Source organism: Acinetobacter sp. BIGb0102 (assembly GCF_003815055.1).
GTDB lineage: Bacteria > Pseudomonadota > Gammaproteobacteria > Pseudomonadales > Moraxellaceae > Acinetobacter > Acinetobacter vivianii.
Genome location: NZ_RKQE01000010.1, coordinates 597144 through 612651, shown reverse-complemented (window position 1 = coordinate 612651; position 15508 = coordinate 597144). Strand labels below are relative to the sequence as shown.

Genomic DNA, 15508 nt, shown 5'->3' with positions numbered 1-15508 from the left:
CATGGGTTATCTTAAGTTATTCATTTTCAAATATTAAAATAACAAGGAAATGCGCAATGAGAGCAGCATTTATTGTAATTGGGGCTATTTTCACAGTTTTCTTTTTGTTAAATCGTTGCTCAGAGCACGAGTTAACTTCTGGGCAAGCTGTACAGAACAATCCAGTTGAACAACGTCAGAACCTTCTGGATCAGATTATTTTGCTACAACCGCTGAAGCAACATGCTTTTAAAGACTACGAAAGCATTCAGCAAACGGCCAATGCTGTAGTTCAACCCGAAGAAATGCTTGCTGCCGTCAGCAGTACTTTGTGGTGGAAGCTTCGAGAGATTGTTGAGAAGCAAGCAGATGACGAAGGACAACGTTTATGGGCAAAAGCCTATTTACAGCAACTTTATGATGCCAAACGCAAAGGCAATTGTTTCCCGATCGCATTTCCTCTCTATGCTAAAACAACGATAGATGAACGAAGAAATTTGCTGAGTGTCGCCACGCAACAACAGACCGCTGCTGCGCTTGATTATATTTTAACTCATCAAGGTACGCATTCAGTGGTAGACCGCATGCAAGCTCCGCCAGCGTGGATTCAGATTGCAGAAAAGTTAAGACAGGATTATGAGGCTGATGCGGACTTGATCAATGCGGGTGAAACTGCGCAGGACAAAAATAAACAGTGTGAAGTCGTTATACGAACTTTTGAATACATTTTATCTTTGCCTGTGGAACAGCAAGGTCCTGTGATTCGCTGGATGCTAGATCATCATATTGCAGTGAGTGTTTTTTAAATGAAAGGATTTAGTAAAAATTCTCATCTCAAAGTCAGAATGAATTGGTTTCGAGCTGTATTCATGGTGGGTGTAAGTATCATTTTAATTGCATGCGGTCAGGTGAAACATGAGCCCAAAGCTGGAGAATATGGCGAAAATCTGGTGAATTCGATCCTGTTAACTTCGAGTGAGATTCAGGCTTTAAATAAGGCCGTCATTGATAAACCGAAGGACACTTTTCAACGACCAAATGTGGGAATTAGCTTTCAGGCGGATGCAACAAAAAATCCTTATCGTTTTGTGCTTGTTGTGAAAGGTGTAACCCTACAGTCTGGTGAAACCGAGTTGAAGTGGATGGGAGGTGTTCAAACTGAGACCTCGAATGGCTATCATCCTGAAGTATTTCAGAGCAATGATCGGCATGATTATGAGGCAAATGAACCCATCTTGCTGGTGATTAGTTCAGATCCATTTTCAGTGAGTGAGTCGAATAATGGGATAAATTATGCCGTTCATGCTGAATTGATGGAAGCCACAAATATTCAATTTCAGTCTGTAGAAGTACAAATCTGGCAGGGTAAGGGCTCACAGTACAATTGGACATCTTATCTGAAATTCTTGTTGATTCTGATGATTGCAATTTTTGCCATTTATCGCTTAATTAGCCGCTAATTGATTTTTATACAAGCCATAAAAAAGCCACTCAAGAGTGGCTTTTTTTACAAAAACTAGAAATGATTTGGGTCGGCAAGTTTCCACATCCGATAGTAGAAATTGTCTTCATCTTTTAAGTCACCAAGCAACAACTCATTTTCCTTTAAGAAGAAATGGATCTGTGCATAGTTTTTAATTTCACGATCATTCATACGTTGAGCTAAATGATGCGCTTTAATCTCTGAAGGATGATTGAGGCCAGCCGCTGCGATCATTTCAGAAAGCGCATGCAGGGTGTTCTTATGGAAGTTAAAGACACGTTCTGCTTTACTTGGTACATCAATCGCTTTTTGACGGTCTTTATCTTGTGTCGCAACACCTACTGGACATTGGTTGGTATGACAGCTTTGTGCCTGAATACAGCCTACGGCAAACATGAAGCCGCGCGCTGAATTGACCCAGTCTGCGCCCAATGCAAAAGTACTGGCAATATCGAAGGCGCTGATCATTTTACCACTGGCACCAATTTTGATTTGGTCTCGTAGCCCAGCACCGACCAGCGTATTATGTACAAAGCGTAAACCTTCTCTTAAAGGGGTACCAATATAGTCACTGAACTCGATTGGCGCTGCGCCTGTACCACCTTCTGAGCCATCTACCACCACAAAATCAGGCACAATTTTAGTTTCCAGCATGGCTTTCACAATGCTCATAAACTGCCAAGGCTGACCGATACATAATTTAAAGCCAACCGGTTTTCCTCCAGAAAGTTCACGGAGCTGCTGGATAAAGTGCATCATTTCAATCGGGGTATTAAAGCTTGGGTGTTTAGACGGTGAAATACAGTCATGATCACGGGAAATACCACGGATAGCGGCAATCTCTTCTGTAATCTTATGCTTTGGCAAAATACCGCCATGACCCGGTTTTGCACCTTGAGAAAGTTTCACCTCAATCATTTTGATCTTTGGGTTTTTTGCCTGTTCAGCAAATTTTTCTGGTGAAAACAGACCTTGTGGCGTACGGCAACCGAAATAGCCACTGGCAATTTGCCAGACAATGTCACCACCATTTTCTAAATGGTAAGGACTTAAGCTACCTTCACCTGTGTCATGATAAAAGTTACCTAATGCTGCACCTTTATTGAGTGCACGAATCGCATTTGCACTCAAACTGCCAAAACTCATTGCAGAGATATTCATAATCGATGCGCTGTAAGGCTGGCTACATTGTGCATTACCAATCTGTACACGAAATGAAGCTGGGTCAGATGGCGGGCAAGGTGCAATTGAATGGACAATAAAACGGTAATTCGGATCATAAACATCAATAATTGACCCAAACGGTTTATCTGCATTTTCATTCTTGGCACGTTGATAAACCAGACTACGTTGCATGCGTGAAAAGGGTAATGCATCCTGATCTGATTCAATGAAATACTGACGGATTTCTGGACGAACATCTTCAAAAATAAAACGGAAATGCCCCAGAATCGGGTAGTTTCTTAAAATGGCATGTTTCTTTTGCAATAAATCATGGAGACCTACCAAACTGAGTAAACTGGTGACTAACCACAGACCATTCAGCAAGGTATCTGAAATAAAATAATAAATACTATGAGGCGTATAAATTGTTTTGAACCACGTAATACTTAAGGCAATGAAAATACAAAGAAACCAAACAGAATGTCTTGAAAAGAAAGTGTTAAGTAATTTATGTCTTATAGCTTGTGCTGGACTAGCCATAGCCAGGAGATTCCTAAAAATAAAGCAATGGACAAACGATGCCAAGAACTAGACTGAACCACAAGTAACGAATTGTTAGATATGAGAATTATTCTCTTATGAATTGAGTTTTTATGGCTTACATGGATACAAAAAATTAGATTTGGAGCTAAGTATTCTATAATTATTACTAAATATGAATCTATTATCATAAAGACAATACAGGACACAATAAAAGTAAAAATGATTACAAATTGAAAAAATGAATTTTAGATAATAAGGAAGAATACAAAAAAAGTGGAGGACCTTCGAAATGCCACAATATTTGCGTATTGCTGAAAAAGTTTATAAAAACCTTAAAGACGAAAATAAGTTTACGCAAGCCCCAGCCGAATATATCAATTATTTACTCAAGCAAATTCGTAAAGAGCTGAAAGGGACGGATATGAAGCTTATTTATAATTTTATTGAGTTTAATTCTGGTTTTAAAAACCAGATTATAGATGGTTACTTAAATATAGATGTCAGTTTAATTCCAAATTATAAATATCAAGATGAGTTTGTGCTGTGGTTGGCGGGATTCATTGAGAAAATTACAGTTGGCGGGAAAAAGAGAATTCCGCCGATTGTAGAAAATATCCCACCCGAATTTACAGTGCATAGCGACCTTAAGCAGATCGGATTCATGAGCAATGATAAAAATGCAGAACAGATAATTTCCTATTTTAAGCATGGAGATTTTATCAATAGTTTCAATCGACATTAGCCAAAAATTGCCATCATGGAGGAGTGTTGATCCAGCAGCAATACTCCTTAAATGAGTAGAAGCAGTAAGATATTAAAATAAAGTGTTCTTAAAAATAGTTTATCAAACTGATTTTTAATATAAATTTTTCACTATAGCCTAAAGAGATAAAACATGCCAAAACGTGAAAAAGAATTGACGATATTTGAAGCTTTGCGAGAAAGTCATGAAAAGCAAAGAGCATTTTCTGAAAAGCTCATCCAAACCTCTGGAGATACACCAGAAAGACGAGAGCTATTTGAATTGTTAAAAAATGAGCTATTTGCGCATGCAGTAGCTGAGGATCGCTTTCTATATATTCCATTGATGATGTCTGATGCAGGCTTGAACATCACCAGACATGCTTTATCTGAGCACCATGAAATGGATGAATTACTGGAAAAACTCACAGAGACTGAATTTAGTAACTCTGGTTGGCTCGCGATTGCCAAGAAATTATCTGAAGTGGTGCATCATCATTTACAAGAGGAGGAGCATAGTTTCTTCCAGCAAGCAGGTAAAATTTTAGCAGACGATCAAAAAAAGGAGCTTGCTCAGAAATATCAGGCAGAATATACAAAATATTTGAATAAAGAAAAAGATAGTTTGACCTGAATATAATAAATCTTAAAATATTTATACCCTCTTTATGAGGGTTTTTATTTCAATAAGTTTCTATATCTATTTCAATATATTTCTTTCTTTACTTGAAGTCATCGCCATTAACTTAAAAAAAATTCTTATAACTGTTTTTAACAAAGAACTTATTTAGTCTGAAACTGTAAATAGTTCATTGATTGAAACCTCTATCTCATCAGAAGGTTTCAAGTAAATATATCTAAGGAGAATAACCATGACAAATAATGACCAATATGATCGTGAACGTATTAAAAATTCATCTGACGAAGTGAAAAAAGAATTAAATGCAGATCCAATTACCGGTGAACCTGGTTCACATCCAGTCGGCACGGGCGTTGGGGCAGCAGGTGGCGCAGTTGCAGGTGCTACCATTGGTAGTGCTGGTGGGCCTGTAGGAACATTAGTTGGTGGCGCCGTTGGTGCTTTTGTTGGTGGATTAGCTGGTAATGCAGTCGGTGAAGCCATTGATCCTACGGTAGAAGATGCTTACTGGCGCGAAAACTATCTTAACCAGCCTTATTATAATGAGGCAAAAGCCAAATATCCTGATCTGGACTATGATCGGGATTACCGAGGTGCATATCGCGTAGGTTATGAAAAACGTTATGGATATGATCCTGATGTGGCTTTCGAAGAAGTCGAACCTGAGTTAAGAACACATTGGGACCAAGAAGGCAAAGCGGACTCACGTTTGTCTTGGGAAGAGGCACGACATGCTTCACGTGATGCATGGAATCGCACCACAGATCTGAGCAAATAGAAAGTTTTCATTAAAGTCTCGAAACCCTATTCTTTGTGAATAGGGTTTTTTTATACATTGGAATATGTCTAGGCAAAAGAAAACCGCCCTTAAAAGGCGGCTGCTGAATGATTTCAGCAAATCAATAGAAGTGTGAACGGTCAAGAGCCCACTTCTATTTCTGTGAATTAGTGACTTTTATTGAATGCTTCTATAAATTCATCTGACTTAAAGTAAGAGTTGATCAATTCTCCACTTTTAGAGTATTCGGGCTGCGCTAGCACGACTTTCTTGACTTCTTTAGGCTGGGTATATTTGAATTCTGGTGGTATCTCTTTGCGAATAGGTGGCAGCTTTTTCTTCCCATCTGTGGTAATTCGCTGGATAAAACCTGCCAACCATAAGATAAATTCACCTTCATTCTTTAAGGTCGGTATAAGGCTAATATCCAGCTGAATTTTACATTCAGCATTGGGCTTATTGAGACACTCTTCAAAATCAATAAAGTTATAAAGTAATTTTAATTTAGAATCTTTTATCTCTTTACGAAGCTCAATCATCAGTTTATTTAAATTTTCTAACGGATCATTGCTAAATTCTTTATTTTCCTTAAGTTCTTGGTAAATTTTTTCAGCTATCCGCAAATATTGTGGCATATCAAGTTCTCCCTAAACGCTGGTCATTTTGTGATTATGAAGCGTTTTGAGTTTCTTATTGTGTCCGTTAACCCTGTTATTGTGAGTAGTAGGAGTGTTTAGAAACAACGTAAAGAAAAAATAATGACGAAATCATTGTAGGAGAGCTGATTAAGCCAGATTTCCCGCTTAATCAGGCATCCCTATCTTTTAGTTATATTCATAAACAAGTAGGGCAGTAAATTTGAAGAGGGTATTTTCATTCGCATAACTATGGCTGATTTGTTTGATATTGACCTGATGATTATATTTCGTTAACTCATTTCTAAGCCACTCATTAATATTATTTTCTAAGTCTTGAATAGATGTAGATTCAAAGGCTTTTATTTTAGCCATTATTATTTCTCCTTTGTGAAAAATATGTATCTATTTAGGGTAAGTCTAGAAGAATCAATTTTTTTATATCATTTGTTTTGATTTTGAAAGTTTTTATACTTTTCTATTAACTTGTTTCGAGATATATGTCGAAAGAAATATACATAATTTAATGTATAGATAAATTTATTATTTTTAATAACTTATAGTTTTTTGACTAAATGTTTATGTTTTATATGATTACATAAGATTTCATTTCTTAAGAAAAGTAAAAAAACTAACAGAGAAGTTTACATAAAATATGTTCAGTATAGAGGTTGATTAAATACATTAAGAGGTGCCACATGTTAAAAACAATTCTGACTTTAGGAACAGGTGTTGCTTTAGGTTGTTATTATAAATCTCATAAAGATAAAACTAAACTATCTGATGAGAAAAAAGATGATGATCTCAATCTGGGTGATGATGTGAAAGGCAAGAAAGTGCTGAGTAAGTTCTTAAAATAATCTAAAAAAAAAGGAGCTTGTGATCAAGCTTCTTTTTATATAAAGCCTAAATTTAGGTAAATATAAAATTGGGTATAAATATAAGGAAATAAAATATGAGTGCTAAAGATAATCAATTGATCGGTTCTAATTTTCATTCCAGTTCTCAATATATTCCGGATCGTATGATGGATCTAGATGAGTGGGAACGAGACTCAGCTAGACATCATAAGTCTTTATCTGAGCGTCGAAAATGCAGATTGGCGCATGAACGGAAAAAGAAATGTTTGTGGTTGATGGATGAATAGAGTGGATCGTTTAGAAAAATCTTAGGGACTCATAAAACCAAGCGAGAGGTAATGAAAATGAAGAATTTATTGGTGAAAAGTTTAGCATTAAGTTGTGTTTTCGTGTTTGCAGGCTGTGAAAAGAACCGGACTGCTGATGATCCGATGACACGAGGTGAAACAACGACACCTCATTCGATGGAAGCAGCACCTGTAAGTCCGAATAATGAAATTCATGATGATACGCAACATACATCAGCGCCAGCGATGATGGAAGAGCATGGCTCATCAGAGGTTCATACGGGCAATGTGACTTCCAACTCAGGTCAATCCCCAGCATCTTAATTAAAGAAGCATGATGGGAAAATGACTAAAGTATCCTGACCTTACTTTAGTCATTTTTAGTGTTTATAGCGAATTAGAATAAGTTGAAGTATAAACAATACATTTTATTGTGATGTTAATCACGCTAATTTTTATTAGTGTAGTTCTAATCACTTATTGTGTGGTGTTTATGTATATGAAATTTAAGAGCTATTTCATAAAGCACAACATTATTAACAATTGATTACTGTAAATACTGCAAAATTCCTAAATAGAATATAAAGGAATAATGTCATGCATCAATATTTAAAAATAGCAGAACAAATTTATGAGCAGGTTCAATCTAAACATGGGTTCACAGATGATCATGTAGAAGACCTTAATAATTTAATGATTGAGTTAAGGTCTGTAGTTAAAAAATCAAATTTTAAAATGCTTTACAATTACATTAATTTTGAAGATTTATTAATGAAGTCAAAAGCATTATCTATTAATCTGGATGTGAGTATTTTACCTAAAAGTAAAAATAAAGGTGAATACATACTATGGTTATCTGGCTTTGTGGAAAAGTTGATTGTTTCTACAAAAAAAACAGAAGCAAAATTAAAAAATAAAGTGGTAATACCAAGCTATTATTACGATGAATTAGGAAATATAGTCGATAAGTCTAAAAATAGTGGTGAAGAGATTGTTTCATACTTTAAGCATAAAGAACCAATTTAATGAAATAAAATAATCACTCGTATTTTGCCACGATTATTTTGAAACAGGAGTTTTTGAGATGTCGAAACAATATATGTTAAAAGAAGTTGATGCGAGTAGTGAGGCGGGTGACAAGATTATTGTGGAGCAAATTTATGAGAAGATGCCCACAATGGATGTGAATATCAATGATTTTTCCTGGTCGCCTTTGTTTAAAGTTGTGATCACGGATAAAGTGATCGAACTCAATGATGACCTAACCTTTACTCACCCACGGACGGGAAAAGTTTTTCGCCTTAGCAGCTAAGACGATTCGCTTTACAGCACTTAAAAACTCGGCGCCAAGTTTATAAGTGATTGTTAAGCATAAGAAAGCGTTAGTTGATATGCAATGTATTTAAAGATTCTGCCCAATCTTTTCCCTTGCATCGCGGGCATTCTTCCTCAAGATGTTTTAAGTGCTGAGTCCTTCCACAATACATACAAGAATAAAAAAGCGTTGGGTTTAAATAATCTGTTTTTTTATAGTGATTTGGAAATAGAGGCAGTCCCCATTTTGTTTCATCTTTAGCATAAAACAAAATACTTAAGCAGCCGTCAGTCTCAAGTAACGCGACTTTTACCTGTCCAAGATGCTCAACACTTTGCTGGCGCATTTCGGCAAAAAACTCATCATGCGAATATTTTTCTTTTCTCATATCCTGAATGACCATCAACCCATTTTCGACAATACAAAGTGGTTTTCCTTCTAGAAGCGTTTCAACTTTTTTGCTTTTCATCATGGCCCAAGTTACAAGCCGGTATAAAATAATAATGGTACACATCACCACAAAAGCTTGGGCAATCGGCGCATCATCTATAAACATCGGATCGCCAGCCGCACTACCTAAGCTAAGAATAATGGCGACTTCAAATATCGAAAGTTGTCTGATGCCGCGTTTTCCTGAGAGTTTCAAGAAAATCAGGATGAGTAGAAACATGACACAGCAACGAATGATGATTTCTACGACCAATTCCCAAGTCGTATCGTAAATGAAAACACCGATAAGATCCATTTTTATATACTCTTTCTTATAGTTTGTAAGTGATTATATTCTATGCAATAAAAATGAGCTTATGTTTTAAATAAGCTCATTTTTGTATAGGAAGGGGAAAGTTAGACTTTATCCCACGCGTCTTTGATGGCTTGCTTGGCCTGTTCCCATTTTAATCTTGATTCAGCTTTTAGCTCTTCCCAAGATTCTTTGAGATTACCTTCCACATCTTCGAACTGAGTGTTGCGGTCGTGCTCAGAACGTGCGCGACTACCTAGCTCATATGCTTTGGAAAAATCCCGATCATAATCCAGATCTGGTGTATCCAGTGAAGCTTCTTGATAATAAGGGCGAGTTACATAACTTTCACGCCAATGATCATTTGGATCAATACTTACACGTGAAGCTTGATTATTTTGATCAGTAATATTCTGATTTGTCATTATCGTTCTCCAGCAAATTTTTAACTTATATAAAATTTAGGAGAATATTAATTTATTCTCCTAAATATTTACGGATCTCAAAATAATCAAATCTTATTTCTGTTGATTATTTGGGTTTGATCCTTGTTGGTTAGAATTTTTTTGATTCGAACCTTGTTGTTGACGGTTGTCGTTTTGCTGCTGTTGCTGCTGACGGTTGTCATTGTTTTGGTTCTGCTGGTTTTGCTGATTTTGTTGTTGCTGCTGTTGATTATTGCGTTCTTGATTGCTTTGGTTATTTGTATTACTCATGATCGTACACCTCATTTGGTTTTTGATAATATCTGAGTAAATCAGATGATTTAATTAAAACATATTTTTATTTTAATCATAGGGTGAGCCTGTTTCACTATATTTAAATGTAATGCAGTTTTTTTATGGAAATAATGATTTTTTAACAAGTTAAGTATTTGTATTTGTTTTTGAAGCGAACAGTCTTAATATAAGTTTATACTAAAGTAACAAACTGCAACAAAGAATAAGGTCATTTGTTTGGGATATCTTTTTTATTGATAATCTTAACAATATTACGGCATATATCCTTGAGTAGGATTTTTAGCTTTGCTTCAGGTCTGCCTTTATATATCTTTTTGAATATATAGGTTTTATTTTTATAGTCTATACAATAAAAAAATGTTCCTACAGGTTTCTGTTTGCTTTCAGAGCCTCCTTTCTTGAGCAATCCTGTACAGGAAATATAAATATCTGATTTAAAGATTTTCTTTCCCTTTTTAATCATCTCTTCTGTGACTTGAATGGATTCAGCACTATATTTCTTAATGAGTTTTGGAGAAATTTTTAGCACCTTTTCTTTTACTTTTAAGTCATAACAAACCAAACTTCCTATAAGAATATCTCCAGAAAATGGACTCAAAGAAAACTGATAAGATAAATAACCTGCGGAAGCACTTTCAAGAAAGAAAATAGAAAGCTTCTTTTGAGCCAGTAATTCGCATGATTTTTTAAACATAGGTTTTTCTCACCAAATTTATTACTTAAATTATTAATTATTTTTTAATCTATTTTCTGATTAAATAATTCAAAATATTGAAATGTAAAAAAGTGATTTTCCTATTTTGTTGATATAAAAGGTTTTTGATTTTTATTTGTTTCAATCTTAACTTGTTTTAACAAAATGTTGGTAGGAATAAAGGATGAGCAACGTAAGGTAAATTTATATTTTCGATTCGGAGAATGGAAATGTCTGTTGTCGTAAAAAAAAGATTACTTGATTTGTTGCAGGACGATCATAAAAATTATTACGAGTTAGTTTCTTTCTTCCTTGATGGGGATATATCTAACTTTGAAAAAGAGAAAAAAGCAGTTAATTTCTTAGCACAAGAATTTGATACGATGAAGCCGAATAAGACTTCTTTGCCCAATGAGATTGAGGAAATCCGTAATTGGTATAACAATGAAAATCGTAAAGTATGTCTCAGCTATCAAGAGTATTTAAGCCAGCGCCAAGCAGGGAGCGAGCGAGAATATTTTAAAAACATCGGGCAGGCATTTGAATTTTTATTAAAAGTTGCCCCAGTAAAAAAAGTAGATGGTTCTTGGCTATATAGCCTCGTAAATTATTGGAATGATCCTGTTTTTCATGACCTCATTTTAATCTATTTAGAAGAGCTTGGTCTGGGGCAGGCGAAGTCTAACCATGTCTGTATCTACGATGATTTATTGCGTGTATTGGGGCTGGATGATTTTGAACTTTTCCTAGACGACGAGTATTACCATCACTCAGCAGTCCAACTGGCTTTGGCTTATGCACCACCAGAGTTTATTCCTGAAATTATTGGTTTTAATCTCGGCTATGAGCAGCTTCCTTTACACCTTTTAATTACCAACTATGAACTTAAAGAGCTGGGAATCGAAGCCAAATACTTCAATTTGCATATTACCATCGATAATCTGGACAATGGCCACGCGCATAAGTCTTTAAAAGCTTTTGAAAATGTTTATAAAAAATATAAAGATAAAGAAGCTTTTATGGCGAAGGTAAAACGAGGCTATGCCTTAAATCAGCAGGGTATGTCCTCACTACAAATTATTAAAAACCTGAATCTTGAAAATTTTGTTCATAAAATCTTAAAACGCAAAGCCTTAATTGGGCAACTGGTTCATAACGAAAAACAATTTGTTGGATGCAAATCCATTAATCAGTGGCTAGCCAATCCACAACAGATTGGGAGTTTTATCAATCAACTGGTCGAAAAGCGCTGGATTAGATTTAATTGTGATCCTGAAGAGAGCCCATTCTGGCGCATGATTAGCCATGAAGATGGGAAGATGTATGGTGTGTTTACACCCGCAGAAAGACAGATTATTCATGACTGGATTGCTGGCGATCAATATTCAACCCATGTCTTGCCTTATAAGAATAGCCTAAGTAAAGAACAACCATTGCATGATTATCTATTCAGTTATATCTCGGATGGCGAACTGGAACACTTACAAACCAGAGTTAGCCAGACAGACAATTTTGCACTCAAGCTTTGTAAATTGACGCCTTTTCTTGCCCCCGAATCTCATCACAAAAGCATAGGTCTATGGAGTACTCAGAAGTATGCAGAATTGTTATTTCCTTATTTAACCGCTTCACCGAGTTAAGTCAGGAAAACCATAACACCATTTAATCATTTTATTTAGCCAACAATAAAACAGGGTAGCCCAATGAATGACGATCTTAAAGATAACAATACTAAAAGTGCTTTAGCTGGGAATACACCAGACAAAAGTAATCAGACTGAAAAGACCAGACAGCTTGATCAGGTAAGAAGTGATGCCACCGACGAAGCATTAACGACCAATCAAGGGGTAAAAATTGCAGATAACCAGAACAGCTTAAAAGCAGGTGTACGAGGCTCAACTTTACTCGAAGATTTTATTTTGCGTGAGAAAATTACGCACTTTGACCATGAACGTATTCCAGAACGGATTGTGCATGCGCGTGGTGTCGGTGCACATGGTTATTTTCAGGCTTATGAAGGCAATGAACGTTTTACCAAAGCGGGCTTTCTGACTGATCCAAGCATACAAACGCCTATTTTTGTGCGTTTTTCGACAGTTCAGGGGCCACGTGGTTCGGCAGATACAGTACGTGATATTCGTGGTTTTGCCATTAAGTTCTATACCCAAGAAGGCAATTTTGATCTGGTCGGCAATAATGCTCCCGTATTTTTTGTTCAGGATGGGATTAAATTTCCAGATTTCGTACATGCGGTAAAACCTGAACCCCATAGAGAAATTCCGACTGGTGCGACTGCGCATGATACTTTCTGGGATTTTGTTTCACTGGTGCCTGAGTCCGCGCATGCGGTGATGTGGGCGATGTCTGATCGTGCGATTCCACGTAATTTACGCTCGATTCAAGGCTTTGGTGTGCATACTTTCCGTTTTGTAGATGCGCATGAAAAAGCTCGTTTTGTGAAATTTCACTGGACACCGAAACAGGGTTTAAGTGCACTGGTTTGGGATGAAGCACAGAAGCTGGCAGGTAAAGATCCTGATTTTCATCGTCGAGACCTGTATGAAGCCATTGAGCAGGGTCTGTATCCTGAGTGGGAACTGGGTGTGCAGATTGTTGAAGAAGAAGATGAGATGAGCTTCGATTTTGATCTGCTCGATCCGACCAAAATTATTCCTGAAGAACTGGTTCCAATTACGCCAATTGGCAAGTTTGTGTTGAATCGTAATGTGGATAATTTCTTTGCAGAAACCGAACAAATTGCATTCTGCCCAGGGCATATCGTACCAGGACTTGATTTTACTAATGATCCGCTATTGCAGGCTCGTTTATTTTCCTATACCGATACTCAGTTAAGTCGTTTGGGTGGCCCGAATTTCCATCAGATCCCAATCAATAAGCCTGTATGTCCATTCCACAATAATCAGCGTGATGGCATTCATCAGCATCAAATTCATAAAGGTCAGGCCTCATATCAGCCGAATTCGATTGATAATAACTGGCCGATTGAGATTCCTGCTGCTGCGCAAAATGGCGGCTTTGAAAGTTATCAGGAGCGCATTGACGGACATAAAATTCGTCAGCGTAGTGAATCTTTCTCGGATCATTTTTCACAAGCGCGTTTGTATTATCAAAGCTTGGCACCGCATGAGCAAAAACATGTGGTCGATGCCTATACCTTTGAATTAAGCAAGGTACAGCGACCGCATATCCGTGAGCGTGAAGTTCAGGAAGTGCTGGCCAATATTGATACTGATCTCGCGAAACAAGTTGGACAAAATCTTGGAATCGAGGTACCAGACTTAAAAGAAAACTTTAAGCAGGCCAGTATTGAAAAATCTGAAAAACTTTCTATGCAAGCGTTTATTCCTGAGGATATTCAGGGACGTAAAATTGCCGTACTGATTCATGACAAAGTTCATGCGGAGACCTTACGCACGATTATTAACTGGTCGATTCAGGAAAATGCGATTGTGCATTTATTAACGCCAATGCTAGCACCAGTAAAAGGGTCACGCGATGAAGTGATTACCTCGGATGGCATGCAGAAAGCGGAACCTTCTATTATCTATGATGCTGTGGTGATTGCAGATGGCGATAATTTAGATGCTGTTTTGGCGGATGGTGTGACCAAGCATTATTTACTTGAAGCCTATAAGCATTTAAAACCAATTGTATTCTTGGGTGATAAAGCTGAATTACTGGATCAACTTGATTTAGTGCCAGATGAAGGCACGCTATTGCAAGATGATTTCCGTCATGTGGCCGAGAAGCTGAAACAGTTGCTCCGTCATCATCGTGTTTGGGCGAGGGAAGGAGTGGCAAAAGCCATACCCGCCTAATGCTAAAAAGCTCCGTCATGGAGCTTTTTTATAGCTTAAAAAAACCTCCCAAAGGAGGTTTTTTACTGGCTTAGCCATTGATAATTTCACCGCCGTTCACATGGATAACCTGTCCTGTAATATAACTGGCATCATCGGAAGCCAAGAATAAGTATGCAGGCGCTACCTCACTCGGTTGGCCCATTCGTCCCATAGGCGTATCCTGACCAAATTTCTCTACCGTTTCTGCATCAAAACTACTTGGAATCAATGGAGTCCAGATCGGGCCAGGGGCAACACCATTCACACGGATGCCTTTTTTCTGCTTCATGAGATTCGTCGATAAACTGCGGGTAAATGTTGTAATCGCACCTTTGGTGCTGGCATAGTCCATTAATTCATCGTGTCCGTGATAACTGGTAATACTGGTGGTATTCATAATACTGTCTCCTTCTTTTAAATGAGGCAGTACCGCTTTAGTTAAATAAAACATCGAGAAAATATTGGTTTTAAAAGTTCTCTCTAATTGTTCATTACTAATATTGATTAAATCTTTTTGCTGAAACTGAACGCCAGCATTGTTAACCAAGATATTTATTTTACCAAAAGCCTTTACTGTCTCCTCAACACACTTTTCCGAGACGTCAGGATCAGTTATATCTTCTTTAAACAGTAAACATTGTCGACCTTCTTGCTCAACCAGTTGTTTGGTTTTTTCAGCATCTTCTTGTTCTTCAAGATAAATAATTGCGATATCTGCACCTTCACGAGCAAATAATACCGCAATAGAACGGCCTATACCGCTATCACCACCACTAATCAGTGCAACTTTATCTTTGAGTTTATTGCTGCCTTGATGCGTCGACTTGATGATTTCAGGTTCTGGATGCATCACTTGTTGCTTTCCTGGTTGATGGGGTTGTTCTTGGGCAGGCGCAGAAGTTGGATATTGATTCGGATTGTTGCTCATCTCTAAAGTCCTTTGATTCGATTATTTTTTATCATCTTTGAAAAAGATGTTATTTTCGGTAAGGACAATGTTTTGATTAGTTGGAATTGTATTTATTCCGTAGACGCTAGTAAAAAAAT

General features: G+C 37.0%; 20 protein-coding genes. 12 read left to right on the top strand and 8 right to left on the bottom strand.

The annotated features are described in order from the left end of the window. The first annotated feature begins 56 nt into the window (after positions 1-56). Positions 57-785, top strand: coding sequence for a hypothetical protein (locus EC846_RS05595; protein ID WP_123774484.1), 729 nt, complete (start codon positions 57-59; stop codon positions 783-785). 39 nt (positions 786-824) lie between these two features. Further along, on the top strand, positions 825-1439 hold the full coding sequence (locus EC846_RS05590) for a hypothetical protein (RefSeq protein ID WP_228200662.1): 615 nt from the start codon (positions 825-827) through the stop codon (positions 1437-1439). Positions 1440-1495: 56 nt separating this feature from the next. On the opposite strand, the gene EC846_RS05585 is transcribed toward EC846_RS05590, so the two are convergent. Continuing rightward, complete coding sequence (locus EC846_RS05585; protein WP_004771888.1) at positions 1496-3166, bottom strand: FMN-binding glutamate synthase family protein; 1671 nt, start codon at positions 3164-3166, stop codon at positions 1496-1498. Between the two features lie 292 nt (positions 3167-3458). Here EC846_RS05585 and EC846_RS05580 point away from each other — a divergent pair, with 292 nt between their 5' ends. The 3 genes from EC846_RS05580 (at position 3459) to EC846_RS05570 (ending at position 5328) form a co-directional block, all read left to right on the top strand. Then, positions 3459-3911 carry a hypothetical protein gene (locus tag EC846_RS05580; RefSeq protein WP_005257220.1) on the top strand — a complete coding sequence of 151 codons (453 nt, stop codon included), beginning with the start codon at positions 3459-3461 and terminating at the stop codon, positions 3909-3911. 153 nt (positions 3912-4064) lie between these two features. Continuing rightward, on the top strand, positions 4065-4544 hold the full coding sequence (locus EC846_RS05575) for a hemerythrin domain-containing protein (protein WP_123774482.1): 480 nt from the start codon (positions 4065-4067) through the stop codon (positions 4542-4544). A gap of 238 nt (positions 4545-4782) precedes the next feature. Further along, positions 4783-5328 (top strand): glycine zipper domain-containing protein, encoded by a 546-nt coding sequence (locus tag EC846_RS05570; protein ID WP_005257222.1) that lies wholly within the window; start codon positions 4783-4785, stop codon positions 5326-5328. A gap of 167 nt (positions 5329-5495) precedes the next feature. On the opposite strand, the gene EC846_RS05565 is transcribed toward EC846_RS05570, so the two are convergent. Together EC846_RS05565 and EC846_RS05560 are read right to left on the bottom strand one after the other, a co-directional pair. Further along, complete coding sequence (locus EC846_RS05565; protein WP_123774481.1) at positions 5496-5963, bottom strand: hypothetical protein; 468 nt, start codon at positions 5961-5963, stop codon at positions 5496-5498. Between the two features lie 189 nt (positions 5964-6152). Next, complete coding sequence (locus EC846_RS05560; RefSeq protein ID WP_005257226.1) at positions 6153-6338, bottom strand: sporulation protein Cse60; 186 nt, start codon at positions 6336-6338, stop codon at positions 6153-6155. Between the two features lie 323 nt (positions 6339-6661). On the opposite strand from EC846_RS05560, the gene EC846_RS18270 reads away from it, so the two are divergent. The 5 genes from EC846_RS18270 to EC846_RS05540 all read left to right on the top strand — a co-directional run bounded on the left by EC846_RS18270 (position 6662) and on the right by EC846_RS05540 (position 8422). After that, positions 6662-6823, top strand: coding sequence for a hypothetical protein (locus tag EC846_RS18270; RefSeq protein ID WP_171409979.1), 162 nt, complete (start codon positions 6662-6664; stop codon positions 6821-6823). Positions 6824-6918: 95 nt separating this feature from the next. Further along, complete coding sequence (locus EC846_RS05555) at positions 6919-7110, top strand: hypothetical protein (protein ID WP_123774480.1); 192 nt, start codon at positions 6919-6921, stop codon at positions 7108-7110. Between the two features lie 57 nt (positions 7111-7167). Further along, positions 7168-7434 carry a hypothetical protein gene (locus EC846_RS05550; protein ID WP_123774479.1) on the top strand — a complete coding sequence of 89 codons (267 nt, stop codon included), beginning with the start codon at positions 7168-7170 and terminating at the stop codon, positions 7432-7434. Positions 7435-7707: 273 nt separating this feature from the next. Then, positions 7708-8136, top strand: a complete 429-nt coding sequence (locus tag EC846_RS05545; protein ID WP_062847923.1) for a hypothetical protein — start codon at positions 7708-7710, stop codon at positions 8134-8136. A gap of 58 nt (positions 8137-8194) precedes the next feature. After that, positions 8195-8422 carry a hypothetical protein gene (locus EC846_RS05540; protein ID WP_004771901.1) on the top strand — a complete coding sequence of 76 codons (228 nt, stop codon included), beginning with the start codon at positions 8195-8197 and terminating at the stop codon, positions 8420-8422. A gap of 70 nt (positions 8423-8492) precedes the next feature. Here EC846_RS05540 and EC846_RS05535 read toward each other — a convergent pair whose 3' ends face one another. The 4 genes from EC846_RS05535 to EC846_RS05520 all read right to left on the bottom strand — a co-directional run bounded on the left by EC846_RS05535 (position 8493) and on the right by EC846_RS05520 (position 10601). Then, positions 8493-9170 carry a DUF421 domain-containing protein gene (locus EC846_RS05535; RefSeq protein ID WP_123774478.1) on the bottom strand — a complete coding sequence of 226 codons (678 nt, stop codon included), beginning with the start codon at positions 9168-9170 and terminating at the stop codon, positions 8493-8495. Between the two features lie 101 nt (positions 9171-9271). Then, positions 9272-9577 carry a hypothetical protein gene (locus tag EC846_RS05530; RefSeq protein WP_227504685.1) on the bottom strand — a complete coding sequence of 102 codons (306 nt, stop codon included), beginning with the start codon at positions 9575-9577 and terminating at the stop codon, positions 9272-9274. Positions 9578-9685: 108 nt separating this feature from the next. Next, positions 9686-9883, bottom strand: coding sequence for a hypothetical protein (locus tag EC846_RS05525; RefSeq protein WP_123774477.1), 198 nt, complete (start codon positions 9881-9883; stop codon positions 9686-9688). Between the two features lie 232 nt (positions 9884-10115). Further along, on the bottom strand, positions 10116-10601 hold the full coding sequence (locus EC846_RS05520) for a CinA family protein (protein WP_123774476.1): 486 nt from the start codon (positions 10599-10601) through the stop codon (positions 10116-10118). 230 nt (positions 10602-10831) lie between these two features. Between EC846_RS05520 and EC846_RS05515 the strand changes: the two genes are divergently transcribed. Both EC846_RS05515 and katE read left to right on the top strand, forming a co-directional pair. After that, a complete protein-coding gene (locus EC846_RS05515) occupies positions 10832-12241 on the top strand; it encodes an iron-containing redox enzyme family protein (RefSeq protein ID WP_123774475.1) in 1410 nt (469 codons plus the stop codon). Between the two features lie 63 nt (positions 12242-12304). Further along, the gene (gene katE / locus EC846_RS05510) at positions 12305-14440 is read left to right on the top strand and encodes a catalase HPII (protein WP_123774474.1); all 2136 of its coding nucleotides are present in this window, start codon (positions 12305-12307) and stop codon (positions 14438-14440) included. Between the two features lie 70 nt (positions 14441-14510). On the opposite strand, the gene EC846_RS05505 is transcribed toward katE, so the two are convergent. Next, positions 14511-15389 carry an SDR family oxidoreductase gene (locus EC846_RS05505; RefSeq protein ID WP_123774473.1) on the bottom strand — a complete coding sequence of 293 codons (879 nt, stop codon included), beginning with the start codon at positions 15387-15389 and terminating at the stop codon, positions 14511-14513. Positions 15390-15508 lie beyond the last annotated feature (119 nt).

Coding starts and splice junctions, on each gene's coding strand:
- EC846_RS05550 (WP_123774479.1), top strand. CDS start 7,168: ATGAAGAATTTATTGGTGAAAAGTTTAGCATTAAGTTGTGTTTTCGTG.
- EC846_RS05570 (WP_005257222.1), top strand. CDS start 4,783: ATGACAAATAATGACCAATATGATCGTGAACGTATTAAAAATTCATCT.
- EC846_RS05580 (WP_005257220.1), top strand. CDS start 3,459: ATGCCACAATATTTGCGTATTGCTGAAAAAGTTTATAAAAACCTTAAA.
- EC846_RS05565 (WP_123774481.1), bottom strand. CDS start 5,963: ATGCCACAATATTTGCGGATAGCTGAAAAAATTTACCAAGAACTTAAG.
- EC846_RS05525 (WP_123774477.1), bottom strand. CDS start 9,883: ATGAGTAATACAAATAACCAAAGCAATCAAGAACGCAATAATCAACAG.
- EC846_RS05555 (WP_123774480.1), top strand. CDS start 6,919: ATGAGTGCTAAAGATAATCAATTGATCGGTTCTAATTTTCATTCCAGT.
- EC846_RS05595 (WP_123774484.1), top strand. CDS start 57: ATGAGAGCAGCATTTATTGTAATTGGGGCTATTTTCACAGTTTTCTTT.
- EC846_RS05515 (WP_123774475.1), top strand. CDS start 10,832: ATGTCTGTTGTCGTAAAAAAAAGATTACTTGATTTGTTGCAGGACGAT.
- EC846_RS05535 (WP_123774478.1), bottom strand. CDS start 9,170: ATGGATCTTATCGGTGTTTTCATTTACGATACGACTTGGGAATTGGTC.
- EC846_RS05520 (WP_123774476.1), bottom strand. CDS start 10,601: ATGTTTAAAAAATCATGCGAATTACTGGCTCAAAAGAAGCTTTCTATT.
- EC846_RS05545 (WP_062847923.1), top strand. CDS start 7,708: ATGCATCAATATTTAAAAATAGCAGAACAAATTTATGAGCAGGTTCAA.
- EC846_RS05590 (WP_228200662.1), top strand. CDS start 825: ATGAATTGGTTTCGAGCTGTATTCATGGTGGGTGTAAGTATCATTTTA.
- EC846_RS05560 (WP_005257226.1), bottom strand. CDS start 6,338: ATGGCTAAAATAAAAGCCTTTGAATCTACATCTATTCAAGACTTAGAA.
- EC846_RS05585 (WP_004771888.1), bottom strand. CDS start 3,166: ATGGCTAGTCCAGCACAAGCTATAAGACATAAATTACTTAACACTTTC.
- EC846_RS05505 (WP_123774473.1), bottom strand. CDS start 15,389: ATGAGCAACAATCCGAATCAATATCCAACTTCTGCGCCTGCCCAAGAA.
- EC846_RS05540 (WP_004771901.1), top strand. CDS start 8,195: ATGTCGAAACAATATATGTTAAAAGAAGTTGATGCGAGTAGTGAGGCG.
- katE (WP_123774474.1), top strand. CDS start 12,305: ATGAATGACGATCTTAAAGATAACAATACTAAAAGTGCTTTAGCTGGG.
- EC846_RS18270 (WP_171409979.1), top strand. CDS start 6,662: ATGTTAAAAACAATTCTGACTTTAGGAACAGGTGTTGCTTTAGGTTGT.
- EC846_RS05575 (WP_123774482.1), top strand. CDS start 4,065: ATGCCAAAACGTGAAAAAGAATTGACGATATTTGAAGCTTTGCGAGAA.